Genomic DNA, 13,853 nt, shown 5'->3' with positions numbered 1-13,853 from the left:
GCGCAAAGAAGCATTTCTGCTGAAAGCCTTTTGGTTACTTTGTGGCTACAAAGTAAAGGCCCTCCCGCGGCCAAGAGCGGGTCTGCGCCATACTTGTTGATGAATAGATCCTTCGCTCCGCTCAGGATGACAAGTATCTTTTAAATATCGTGTCATGCAGAACTCCCTATTCCAGTATCGAATGGAAATCCCGTTCAAAATTTTCGCCGTAGATCACTTTATACTCCTTGCTGAAATTCTCGAATGTATTTTTGGCCAGCGAGTGTTTGCCCAGGAAGGATAGGGCCTTGCATTTCAGGATCATGGCATCCTCATTTACCGGGTCGAAGTAAAAAATATCGTTGGCCAGTTTGATCAGGAACTCGGCATCGTCGGCAATCTGAACCGAGTTTGCAAACTGGATGTAGGAGTCGATGATCTCGTTGGATACTTCTGACTTAAATGTATCCAGCCACTCGTACTCGATATTTGATAAAAAATTGCCCCGTTGCGTAATATGTGTAAGCTGGATGATCTTTTGCTTGTTGAGCTTGCTTTTGTTGGATACAATATTGAGGTAATTATGATAATCAACCATGATCTGGTTGTAGTCGATCTCAATTTTCCAGTAGCCTGTATCTTTTGACAGGTGGCACTCCCCCATTTTATCCAGCAGGGATTTAAGCTTGGCAATATTTACCGAGCGATTGTTGCGGGCGCTTTTTTCCGATTTATCAAACCACAATATCTCGTTCAGCTTTTCGGAACTTACTCCCCTGCCCAGTTTTACCGAATACAACAAGATAACCAAAAACAGCTCTTTAAGCAGCGGCGTAAAATACTTAGTGATCTCGTGGCCCTCGGGTGTAAACAGCTGCAGATCGCCAAATAAAAATATCGCGTTCTTGTTACTGTTTAGCTTGTTGTCATGATCAGGTTCAATTGGCGGCTCCGTTTTTTCGGTATGATGCTGAACAGGAACTTCTGCCGCAGGCTGTGGTAATGACGGTTGTTGCCGGGTCTTCTTTTTACGACGGATAATTATTACCGTTGCCGCACCGATGCCAATTACAAACAGACCGCTGATCCACAAAATATAGTTGATACCGGCTTCACTCAGTATCGGGTTATCCAATGGCTCCGGCGGACTCAACAGCGAGTACACCTTAACTCGGGTTTGCTCCTTATCCTTAAAAAGCGTTACCGTTAAAAATTTATTACTGTGCGGGCAATAGTAAATATCGGCATAGGCACGGGCATCGTGAAATAAATAAGGGATGGTATCTCCCACAAATTGGTAGGAAGGTTTATCCAGCGAGCCCTTGATCAACTGCAGGTTGGAGTTAAATTTATGCTGCGGAAATATGAGCCCGTAATACGTTTTGGTTTTACTGTTGATGATGAGCGAATTGGCAAATGCAAAATCCTCGCTTTTAACATTGATGTTGAATAATTTCTTAAACGTTTTAGTCTTAACCGTAAACTGCATCATGTCATATAGATTTCGCGGGTTCACGATCTGCTGGCCCGATGCGCTGCCATAACCGCCTATCACATAAGCCGTATCGCCCGAGGCGCTGGTACCCAGACCTGCCATATAACGGGGTGTAAATACATCTCCGCTGGCCTTAATTTCCTGCCAGGTGTTGGTGTTTACGTTATAACGCTTCACACTATCCTTATAAACCAGTTGCCCGTAACCGCCAATGGTGTATATAGAAGAGTCGGTTTTGCAGAAAAACTTGTTCAGGTGCCCGGTATTGGTTTCCTGCGGCATGTTTTTAAAACTTTTATCCCATTGCCCGCTTTGGATGTTATACGTTGCTACCACCTTTTGATCAATAAAAAGATAATACAGCTTACCGTTGCTAAACACGGTCTGATCTCCCGGGATCAGTTGTTGTCTGCCTATCTTGTATGCCTCGCTTTTCAATGGCGTTATTCTGTTAACGGAATACGAAAGCAATGAATCCGTCGTGATTACGTAAACTGTTTCTGTAGCCGGGTCAAAAGCCAGGCTGGCATCGCCAACAACGCTAAACTCTTTTTCCATCTGCCAGTTGCGGTGCCGCGCTTTGATCCACAACGGATTACTAACCCTGCCACTGTTCTGGTTCACTGTTTCGTGAACTACATCGCCCTGCCACTCGTTCAGCGGCCACCACGATAATAACTTATCTTGCTGCGTTATTTTTACATCGCGCAGCTTAAATGGCGGCAGATCGGTAGTTTGATATTGCCGGTAGGCATTGGCCCCAAACAGTAATTTATAGTTTGTACTTGGCTTTAAGTGTACACCCGCTTCGCTGTAAGAGGCTTTACCGGCAGATACGGTGAGCTTATCGTTCTTAAAATCGATAAAGATCCGGAGCTTGCTCCAGTTATTAAACAGTTCTTTATCATCAATATTGAAAGATATTTTGGAAAGCTTTTCGCCAATGATGATCTTGAAATGTTTGGTATTGTACTGGTTGTCATACACCAGGTCGATGTTTTGCTTATCGTCGCCCACCAGGCGAAGCATATAACCAAAATAGATCTGCTGGTTGGGAATGAACGACAGATCAAAAGATACTTCGAGATTGTCTTTGGCCGCTACGTTGCTGATGCCCAGGTCTAAAGTGGTACGTTTATCCTGTACTACATCATGGCTATAAAAACCAAGCCCGTATGATTGCGCATGGACAGGCTGTATCAATAGTATATTTAAAAAAATAACCGAAATTATTCCCGAAACAAAAAATCTCATGTTGATCAGTACTTACTATTAGGACTTAAGTACCCGTATTGTATTTATAATCTGGCCAAAAAAATATTACGCTATTTAGCTGGCGGCAATGGCTAAATTACAATAAAAACAGTTTACATTCAAAGGTAAAGTGATTATATCGGGATTGATACGGGCGTGGGCTGATGCGGGTGGTTGATGCGTCCCTCCGCGCGTCATTTCAAGAGCTTCACCAAACCTTCTCCATCCCGACAGCTATCGGGAGAGAGGGCTTTAAAAATCTCCGGCAGTCGCTCGGCTCCAGCCGAGTGACGACTATTTGCAGGCCTCTGGCCCATGAATAAAACACGTATTGCTTTACCGCGGCCGTAGGCGGGGTAATAATGGTCACTCGGCAGGAGCCGAGCGCGGCGGAAAGTGGGTTTACATGGTTTACATTTTTTTTGGTTAACAACATCTCCATTATTTAACAATCAGTTAATTGTGTAAAAATTAGATGAAATTATGTTAACCGACCTTTTCCGACTTTGAACCCGTTTGTATAGATCAGCTTTTTAAGCTCCCCCTCTTGAGGGTAATAGCCCATCATTAGACATTTGCTAAGAAAAGGGTGTCATGCTGAGCTCCGTCGAAGCATGGTGGGCAGGCCTCTGCGTTCTACCCTTCGACGGAGCTCAGGGTGACAGCCCCTTTTTTGAATATTTTCATCTTTTCTGTCATATGATGGGAATCGCACGGCCCTCCACTTTTTCTCTTTCCACCTTACGCTCGTCTGTAACGAGTCCTTAAATATGGATTAGCAATTATATCGGTCTCGTCTATTTCCTGGGGCGGTTGCTGCTGAATGAGTCCCTAAACATTTTCCAACCTTTCATCGTTTTTTTCCACAGCACCAGGAATTTTCCATTATCAAAGAGCCGGTGTTTGGCATCAAATGATCGCCACAATCCTTCTTCGGTAACAAATATCCCTCCATCGCCATAAACGGCGGTGGTTATAAACTGGCCATCGCGCAGGCCAAACTGCTCATAGGCCATTTTGAAAAAACGGCGTGCTCCTGCTGTGCCTTGTAGTGGTTCCATGTTGGGCGGCATGATCAGGCAGTCGTCTGCATACCGGTTAATAAAAATAGCCGGGGCGTTTTTTACAAACGCCTGAAAATATACCCGGTTGCTTGCTGCTATAGCCTTTTTAGCTTCAATTAAGCTTGATGATGTTTCGAATTTCGGGCTCTGAATGTGAAAACACATCATGAATATGGCCCATATGGGCATGGCGCTTAAATGCTGTTTCATTTCTGTTTTGAATTAATTTATTGTTCTGTTAAATAATCTAATTCAAAAATAGGGAGCCCCGAATCAGATAAATTGTACAAAACGGAAGGGCCCCGGCAGAGGTGGAATTTTTAATCCTTAGCGTAATTGCAGCAATTAGCTCTGCTTTTTAAACAAGCAGGTTGTAAAGCAAGCTATCAAATGCCAAAATGTTAATTCTTGATGCCTCTTAACATATTTTGAGCTTTTTATTTACCTTCATATTTCCATTTATATTAACTGAAGCATGAGAAAGGCGCTTTTAACATTAGTACTGTTATTTGTTTTTTTAATAACATATTCCCAAAGCCTTACTCCCCGGCAATTATACCCGGGTTTGTTTGAGGCGGTACAGCTTGCCGATATATTTCCTGACAATAAGATATTGGACAGCCCCATGGCCGAAGCCCGGATCAGTACCAGTATTCGTGTTTTTGATGACAGCGGGAAGCTAATGGAGAAGTATAATGTGCTGGATACCGGATCAAAGGCCGGAGGGGACGAATATCCGCTGCAGGACGGTTTTGGGGTGGACCATCAGCCTGCTGCTCAATTTGCTAAATCATTACCAGGTTAATCAGTTGTAACAGTTTTTAAACAATTATCCTTTTTTATGCTGTTGTAAGTAAATTACAATGCCAGTTTTCAAAACAAATTTAAGCTATTGCAGTACACCATATCAGTTAATCGATTTACTATGAGAGTTTATTTACTTATTTTATTTCTTGTTCTTTTTGCACCTGCCGCCACGTTCGCATCGGCAAAAACAGATAGTCTGCTGGCTGTGCTCAAGATGGAGCTTACAAGAAAAAAAAATTACGACGATAAAAAAGAGGCTGACATACAAAATCTCAGAACAGCATTAGCCGCCACCCCTTTAACTGATCCAAACACCAGGTACAGGCTGTGCAACAAAATATACGAAGAATTTAAGGTTTACCAGTTCGATTCGGCTTTTGTCTATATTCATAAAATGCAGGATATAAGCGATGTGCTGAAGGATGCGCCCAAACAAAATGATTGCAAAATGAAGCTGGGTTTCATCTTGCTTTCGGCGGGGATGTTTAAAGAGGCTTTTGATTGTTTTAATGGTATCAATGTTAAATTATTAAATAATGATGGCAAAATTGAATATTACTCGCTCAAAGCCAGGGCACACTCAGACCTGGCCGATTATGACGATAACGCGTTTTACAGCCAGTATAATAACTCGCTGTCACTCAAATACCTCGATTCAACCATTGCGGCTTGTACACCGAATTCATACGAGTGGTTAAGGCACCATGGTGATAAACAGGTGAGGCTTGGCGACACAAAAAAGCCATCGGTATATTATAGCCGGTTGTTTTACCATATGCCATTAACCACGCATCAGAAGGCTATGATAGCTACTGCTTTGAGCAATTTTTACCGCGACCCTTCGCAAATAGAAGAGCGTACCAATTTGCTCATCATTGGTGTTATCAATGATATCCGCTCATCAACCAAAGAAACCGTTGCCAGCTTTGAATTGGGTAGTTTACTGTACCGTACCGGTAACATCATCGATGGCTACACCTTTGTTGATCAGGCCATGAACGATGCGGAGTATTATGGCGCCCGGCTCCGTAAAATAAAGATAGGGGCCGTATTACCCGTAGTAGCCGCTCAAAAACTGGTTTTAATGGAGAAGGAGAAAAATAAATTCCTGGTATACCTCTTATCTATTACCGCGGTTTCGCTTTTAGTGCTGATGGTGGCGTTTATCATATTTAACCAGCTCAAGCGCTTAAAAGCAAAAGAAAAGATCATCGAAGAAAAAAATCAGCAGCTGGAAAGTATTAACGACAAGCTGGTTGAGGATACGCACATTAAGGAGGAGTATATCGGCTACTTTTTTAATGTAATATCGGGCTACATCTTAAAGCTCGAAAAATTGAAAAGAAATATTGACAGAAAGTTGCTGGCCAGAAAATATGACGATATACAACTGGCTGTTAATGAAATAAATATTAAAAAAGAACGCGAATTATTATTTTATACTTTCGATCATATTTTTTTAAAAATATTCCCCAATTTTATTACTGTTTTTAACTCCCTTTTTAAACAGGAAGACCAGATATGGCCCCGCGACCATGAGGTGCTGAATACCGACCTCCGGATATTCGCGCTGATACGCATGGGAATTACCGATAATGAAACTATTGCCACTATTTTGGAATATTCTGTAAACACCATTTACGTATATAAAATGCGCATAAAAGCAAAATCCATACTTCCCGGCGATCAGTTCGATCAAAAAATAATGGCTATTAAAGCGGTAGATGTATTAAACAAAGCATAGGGTGTAAATGGCCTGCTTAAGTATAAAATAAGTGTAAAACAGGCTTAAAAGCACTTAAATTTTATTTATACTTTTTGAAGTGCTTTCTTTTTTAATCTACTTATTATCAATTGATTATGTTTAAAAAAAGCCATATATTTTTATATTTTACCAAAAAAAATAGGTAATCCCCGCAGTCGCATATTACTTTGTATGAGGTGATTTTATATCCTGTAAAATAGTTTAAATATTTTCATGATAAATGATCCTGTCCAGCGAATAAATATAAACCCATAATAAATTAAATTTTCATGTGCGTGGTTTTTAAACCACCGGTGTAGCAAAGGATAATAATCTTTTGTCATAAACAGATTAACTGCTTTTGCCGGTTGTTGGCATTAGGCATATATGTAATTTTTTGATTTTAAAATAACCTGAATATGAATAGAAAACTTACCAACGCCTGTAGCCCTCCGTAATGATTAATTATAATAAATTAATTGCCAGTTACTTAATATTTATTAGTACAAAATAACATTTATAGTTATTTTGTATGATAAATTAATAGTTTACATTTATAACAAACCAATTAAACACTAAATCTAAATTTATGCAGCTAAAAAATTTACTTAAAGTAAGCTGTCTTGCCATTTTTTGCTTCTTTGCTGTGTCGGTAATGGCACAAAACAAAGTAATAACCGGCAAGGTTACAGACTCTCATGATGGTACATCTATGCCAGGTGTATCCGTTGTAGCCAAAGGCTCAACCATTGGTACCAATACTGGGCCAGATGGTAGTTTTAAACTTTCTATGCCAGCCGGCAATAATACCCTTGAGGTATCATTTATTGGCTATGCCAAGCAGGAAGTTGATATTACCGGTAAAACAAACGTGCACATTGCGCTTGTGGGTACCGCCACCGCATTAAGCGAGGTACAGATAGTGAGCGTGGGTTACGGATCGCAACGCCGGAAAGACGTTACCGGAGCTATTTCGAGCATCAGTGCCAAGGATTTTAACCAGGGCGAAGCCACCAACCCGCTATTACAATTGCAAGGCAAAGTACCGGGATTGGTAATTACCAATGCTGGCAGCGATCCGACAGGAACACCTACCGTGCGTTTACGCGGGCAAACTTCTATCACCGGGAACCAGAACCCACTGGTTGTTCTGGATGGTGTTTTGCTTGATGATCCTAACCAGCTCAGAAACATCCCTCCCGGCGATATCGCATCTGTGGATGTTCTGAAAGACGCCTCGGCAGCATCTATATATGGTGCCCGTGGTGCAAATGGGGTTTTATTGGTAACTACAAAAAAAGGCCGTGAAGGCGGCACCTCCATTAGCTATGATGGCTATGCCGGTGTTGATAAACAAAGCAAATATTATGATTTGTTAAACAGAGGCCAATTTTTAGATGCCATATCAAAACTGCCAAACGTTACTGTAAGCACTTATGATAAAGGCGGCAATACCGACTGGCAAAAAGCTGTAACACGCACTGCCTATACCAATAGCCATGCTGTAGCCATTTCGGGCGGATCAAAGAACTTTAACTACAGGGGGTCGGTATCGTACCTGAACCAGCAGGGTGTTGCGATCAATAACGATAAGAATATGCTGGGCCTGCGCTTTAGCGCTCAGCAAAAAGCGCTGGATAATAAGCTGGAGATTAATATGGGTATTACTTATTCGAGGATAAAGCAGAATTATAATAATATAAATTATGATTACGTGTTTAATACCCCGCCAACTTATCCTGTGTATAATGCTGATGGATCCTATTATGCTTACTCTTTAGATTATAACGGGCACAATCCGGTTCAGCATGCGGCGTTAACCTTAAATAACTCTTATGAAAACCTGGCCATACTTTATGCCACGGCCGATTATAACATCATCCCCAGCTTGAAGATAGGGGTAATGGGTGCTACCAACCCGGATCATACGCAGAATAACAAATTTAACCCGGCTTTCCCTACAGAGGGGAATATCAACAACGCTAAAGCCGAGAGTTATGATGCCAATTCTTATAAAACCAACATTCACATCAATTATGATAAAACTTTCGGAAAGCACTCCGTATCAGCAACTGGTGTTTATGAGTATAATGATTATTTTACCAATAATTTTACCGCTTATGGCGAGAACTACCTTGTGCCGGAAAACCTGAATAATAACCTGCAAGGTGGCAACCCTCAAAAATCGGCGATAACATCAAACAAAACGGAGTATAAATTAATTTCGTTTCTGGCGAGGGTACAGTATAATTACGATTCACGTTTTTACGCGACAGCCTCTATCCGTCGAGACGGGTCGAACAAATTCGGGGCAAACCATGAATGGGGTTATTTCCCGGCTATGGATGTGGCTTACCGTTTAAAAAGAGATCTGTTAAAGGATGTGGAATGGATAGACGATTTGAAAATAAGGGCCGGTTATGGTGTTACCGGTAACTCAGATGCTATTGGGCCGTATAGCGCCATAGGTTTGTATGGTACAGGAAACACTTATTATGATCCATCCGATAAAACTTTCCCATATAAGCCATCCTATCAGCCTTCACAAAACCCTAACCCCGATTTGAAATGGGAAAAACGCCAGGGTACAAACGTTGGTATTAATTTCTCCTTGTTCAACAACAGGCTTTCTGGTGATATTGACTACTATAACGATAAAACTAAGGACCTGCTTTATCTTTATCACGTGCCAACACCTCCGTTCCTGTACAGCACCATTCTGGCAAACGTGGGTAACCTAAGCAACAAGGGGGTAGATATTGGTTTAACCGGACAACCCATAGTAGGAAAAGACTTCAACTGGACCATAGGGGGAAATATCACTTTTGTGAAAACCAGGATCACCAAATTATCCGGAACATATAATGGGTTTAATCTGGCGGTAGATCAGATACCATTGGGTAACGCGCTGGGCCGTGGTTTATCATCTACACCTATTACTTATCTGAAACCGGGCTATGCTCCATTTGTATTTTATTTGCCTCATTACACAGGTGTTGATGCAAACGGCAATGAATTATTTGACGGCCAAACTGTTGATAAATATCCTGGTGGCATTCCCCCAAGCCATTATATCGATCCCTCTCCTAAATTTAATTATGGGATAACAAATACCTTTAATTATGGTAACTGGAGCTTTAACTTTTTCCTGAGAGGTGTTTACGGACAAAAAGCATTTAACAATACCTTATTGCAATTTGAAACCGTTACCCGCTTACCTGGCAATAACACTACCCGAGATGCACTCACCAATGGCGTAAAAAGCGCGCCTACAGCATCAGACAGATGGCTTCAGGGTGCATCATATTTACGACTGGACAACGCTGCATTGGGCTATACATTTAATAAAATTAAGGGAATCAGTTCATTACGGGTTTACCTGGCTACAAACAACTTGTTTGTTATTACAAAATACAAGGGTATCGATCCTGAGATTGCTAACGCGATTTCATATACCCCTGATCCAAGCAATGTTACGCCTCAGAATCAATCGTATATTGACAATAATCCATATCCAAAAACAAGATCATTTGTAATTGGCGCTAATTTTTCATTAAAGTAGTCAATATTTATAACTGATAAATTATTAAAGACATGAAAAAAGGAATAAATATAAAGCATATAGGCGCGATGCTATGTTTGGCTATGCTTACCCAGGCTTGCACCAAGTTGGATAAAAATGTTTACAGCAATGCTACAGAAAACAATTTTCCAAAAACTCCGGCCCAGGTTACCGCAGTTGTGGCCAGTGCTTACAACGCCATGACCTCGATAGGTAACGATGGAAATACTTTTGTACTCAATGAGGTTACCACCGATGAAATGGTTGTTCCGACAAGAGGTAACGACTGGTATGATGGTGGTAAATGGCAATCATACTGGACACATAACATTAAGGTAGACGACAATACTGTTAATGGCGCATGGGGAGATATTAGCAGTGGTATTACCAAATGTAATTTTGTACTCAACCTGCTGGCCAGCCAATCTGGTGTTTCACCAGCAACCATAGCCGAAGTGAAAGTTTTGAGAGCTTATTACTTTTTGAAGTTTATAGATATGTTTGGTAGTGTACCATTGGTAACAGATTATAATACCGACCCTTCAAAAGTTAAGCAGGCTACACGCGCCGACGTTTACGCGTTTATTGAAAGCGAATTAACAACCAATGCTCCATTGTTATCAACCAAAGGTCAATCAAAAGATGCCAGTACTTATGGTCATTTGAATCAGTGGGGTGCCTATATGATATTAGCTAAATTATATATGAACGCGCAGGTATATACCGGTACCCCGCAATGGGCTAAGGCCGCTGCCGCTGCCGATAAGGTTATACAATCGGGCCAATATAGCTTACAGCCTATTATGCTGGATAATTTTGCCGTAGTTAATGATGGTTCTGTCGAAAATATATTTGTGGTGCCTTTTGACAATACCTATATTAAAGGTTTTAGCATCGAAATGAATACGCTGAATTATGTTAATAATTTAACCTTTGGGTTAACGGGACAGCCTTATAATGGCTGGTGTACGCCAACGGCATTCTTCAGATCATTTACTGACCAGGATGCCCGTAAAAAAATGTGGCTTATCGGTCAGCAATATAGCTCAACCGGCCAACCGTTAGTAGATGTTAAAACTAACCTTTCGGTAGTGCTGAGCCCATACGTATTACAATTAAGCAACCCTGCAGATACTTTCAGGTATGCGGGAGCCCGGAGTATTAAATATTATCCACAGGCCGGAACTGCTGGTGATATGAGTAACGACGGTGTTATTTTCCGTTTATCTGATGCTTACCTGATGAAGGCCGAAGCTGAAATAAGAGCGGGGGCACCTGGCGATGCGCTTACTTTGGTTAATGCTATCAGAACAAGATCGGGTGTGCCTGTTTGGAGCGCGAGCGACTTAACATTACCAAATTTACTGGCCGAACGTGGCCGTGAATTTGCCTGGGAAGGATGGCGCAGGAATGACCTGATCCGTTTTGAAGTAGCGGACGGTGTTAAATATTATACTGGTCCGAGGGTGCCCGAAAAAGTACAGGACGCGGCAGATAATCATACCCTGATTTTGCCGATTCCGTCACAACAAAAAATTTCTAACCCGAACCTGAACCAAAATCCGGGTTATTAATAAATTCATTTGATTTATACTAATTGGACAATGGAACAGCTAAAAACTGTTCCATTGTTTTTATAAAAGATTCCGGACAGAATTGCATAGAAGCTCAGATCGTATTGTAGAATAATTGATATGAATAAAATATACCTATTACTAACCGGTTTCTGTTGTTTGAGCGTGATATCAAAGGCCCAGGACTCCTGGAAAATAAAAGCCGATAAGATAGACCCAGCCAATTACTATGGCATTACGGTAGCTAATGGCATGATTGGTATTGTATCGTCGCCGGAGCCGTTTCAGGTAAAAAATGTGGTGCTTGCTGGTGCGTATGATCTGTATGGTCGCGGCCGGGTAAGTAATTTTCTGAACAGTTTTAACCTGTTGAACAGCTACCTGGAAATAAACGGCAAACGGGTGGAGGCTAAAAACATCAACAACTTTAAGCAGGAGTTGGATATGCAGCATGCTGCCTTTACCACCACATTTGATTATGGCGATGCCGCATCGGTTAAATACACTTACTATTCCTTAAGGCAGCTGCCTTTTACTGTGTTGATGGATATCAGTATCACCGCTAAAAAAGCTATCAATATCACCGCTGCCAGCGTGATGGAAGCACCGGATGCTTTGAAAGATGTTCAGAATTATTATAACGAGATAGACAGGCCGCATGTAACCATCAGCCTGCTCACATCAACGGCTAAAAGCCCCACAGGAAAGTTGCAACTTTGCGCTTCTAATACCTTTTTATTTAACGAACAGCATGGCCAGGAACCAAGGGTGATCCACGAGATGTGGGATAATAACATGCACCTGATGAAGTTTAGCAAAAGCATTGCTGGGGGGCAAACATATCAGTATGCTTTGGCGGGCTCGTCCATTACCTCAGCGCACGATGCCGACCCATTGAACCAGGCCGAGCGCCTCACCATGTTTGCCAAACTGGAAGGCCGGGAGCGATTAGTAAAATATCATGAACAAGCCTGGGAAGAGCTCTGGAAAAGCGACATTAAAATTGAAGGTGACTTGCAGGCTCAGCAGGATGTGCACAGTATGTTGTACCATCTGTACTCATTCTCGCGTGCGGGTACGGCCTATTCGCCATCGCCCATGGGCTTATCTGGCTTAGGCTATAATGGTCACGTTTTTTGGGATGCCGACCTGTGGATGTATCCGGCGCTGCTGGTAATGCATCCTGATATCGCAAAGTCGCTGGTGGAGTACCGTTTTCAGCGATTGGCTGCCGCCAAACAGAATGCCTTTTCGCACGGTTACAAGGGAGCTATGTTCCCCTGGGAAAGCGCCGATAGCGGCGTAGAAGAAACCCCGGTTTGGGCCCTGAGCGGCCCCTTTGAACACCATATTACTGCCGATGTAGCACTGGCCGCCTGGAATTACTATTGTGTTACACAGGACAAGCAATGGCTGCAGGAAAAAGGGTGGCCGATCCTCTCGGCTACGGCCGATTTCTGGGCGAGCCGTGTAGAGCGTAATGGCGAAGGTCACTATGATATTAAAGATGTGGTGGCCGCTGATGAATGGGCCGAAAACGTAGATAACAACGCCTATACCAATGCCGCTGCCAAAGCCAACCTGCAGGCCGCCACGGCAGCTGCAAAAATATTGGGCATCACCGCCGATCAGGATTGGCAGCAAGTAGAAAGGAATATCCCGGTGCTGCAATTTGCTGATGGGGTTACCAAAGAGTTTGCCAGCTACAAAGGCGAAGGCATTAAACAGGCCGATGTAAACCTGCTGGCCTATCCACTGAAAACCATAACCGATCCGGCGCAGATTAAAAAAGATCTGGAATATTACGAAACCCGCGTACCTAACGAAGGCACACCCGCCATGACGCAAGGTATATTTACCTTACTGTACGCCCGCTTAGGCAATGGCGATAAGGCCTATCATTTTTTCAAGGATGCTTATGAGCCCAATCTGCTACCACCATTCAGGGTGATTGCCGAAACCAAGGGTGGCACCAATCCTTATTTCGCAACGGGAGCGGGTGGCATTATCCAGAGTTTACTGATGGGTTTTGGCGGCCTGGATATTACGCCCGATGGTATTGTGCAGCTCAAAAGCAAACTGCCCAAAAACTGGAAATCGTTAACCATTACCGGGGTGGGTATGGATAAAAAAACATATGTAGTAAAGTGATTCGGAAGAAATAAAATTTGTCATTTCGAACGAGGCACGAGGAGAAATCTTCTGCGATTGGAAGTAGAAACTTTGCATTATGCAGAAGATTTCTCTTTCGCACAACGCTCATCCCCATCCATGCTCTATCGAAATGACAAATTTTATAGTATTACGCTCTTGCGAACGCTTGCTTGGTCAGGTCTATTTGCCGCATAAGAGATTATTAAAAGCGAAGAACTTT

7 protein-coding genes are annotated in these 13,853 nt (G+C 42.4%); 5 read left to right on the top strand and 2 right to left on the bottom strand.

The window, feature by feature from the left end; genetic code table 11:
- Nucleotides 1–166: 166 nt before the first annotated feature.
- Entirely contained in the window at nucleotides 167–2,728 is a 2,562-nt protein-coding gene (locus tag ACTJKG_RS26335; protein ID WP_440740856.1) for a galactose oxidase, read from the bottom strand.
- 797 nt (nucleotides 2,729–3,525) lie between these two features.
- A complete protein-coding gene (locus ACTJKG_RS26330; RefSeq protein WP_216650711.1) occupies nucleotides 3,526–4,002 on the bottom strand; it encodes a YybH family protein in 477 nt (158 codons plus the stop codon).
- Nucleotides 4,003–4,267: 265 nt separating this feature from the next.
- Between ACTJKG_RS26330 and ACTJKG_RS26325 the strand changes: the two genes are divergently transcribed.
- The 5 genes from ACTJKG_RS26325 to ACTJKG_RS26305 all read left to right on the top strand — a co-directional run bounded on the left by ACTJKG_RS26325 (nucleotide 4,268) and on the right by ACTJKG_RS26305 (nucleotide 13,630).
- A complete protein-coding gene (locus ACTJKG_RS26325) occupies nucleotides 4,268–4,597 on the top strand; it encodes a trehalase family glycosidase (RefSeq protein ID WP_440740855.1) in 330 nt (109 codons plus the stop codon).
- 120 nt (nucleotides 4,598–4,717) lie between these two features.
- Nucleotides 4,718–6,343 carry a DUF6377 domain-containing protein gene (locus ACTJKG_RS26320; protein WP_172338335.1) on the top strand — a complete coding sequence of 542 codons (1,626 nt, stop codon included), beginning with the start codon at nucleotides 4,718–4,720 and terminating at the stop codon, nucleotides 6,341–6,343.
- A gap of 589 nt (nucleotides 6,344–6,932) precedes the next feature.
- Entirely contained in the window at nucleotides 6,933–9,905 is a 2,973-nt protein-coding gene (locus tag ACTJKG_RS26315; protein ID WP_172338336.1) for a SusC/RagA family TonB-linked outer membrane protein, read from the top strand.
- A 32-nt stretch (nucleotides 9,906–9,937) separates the two neighbouring features.
- Nucleotides 9,938–11,479 (top strand): RagB/SusD family nutrient uptake outer membrane protein, encoded by a 1,542-nt coding sequence (locus ACTJKG_RS26310; protein WP_172338337.1) that lies wholly within the window; start codon nucleotides 9,938–9,940, stop codon nucleotides 11,477–11,479.
- A 120-nt stretch (nucleotides 11,480–11,599) separates the two neighbouring features.
- Nucleotides 11,600–13,630, top strand: a complete 2,031-nt coding sequence (locus ACTJKG_RS26305) for a glycosyl hydrolase family 95 catalytic domain-containing protein (RefSeq protein WP_440740854.1) — start codon at nucleotides 11,600–11,602, stop codon at nucleotides 13,628–13,630.
- Nucleotides 13,631–13,853: the final 223 nt, after the last annotated feature.

The sequence above is a fragment of the Mucilaginibacter sp. 22184 genome (genome assembly GCF_052045695.1).
Taxonomy (GTDB): Bacteria; Bacteroidota; Bacteroidia; order Sphingobacteriales; family Sphingobacteriaceae; genus Mucilaginibacter.
Note: the sequence above shows the minus strand (reverse complement) of the source record. Positions and strands in the feature narration are given on the sequence as shown.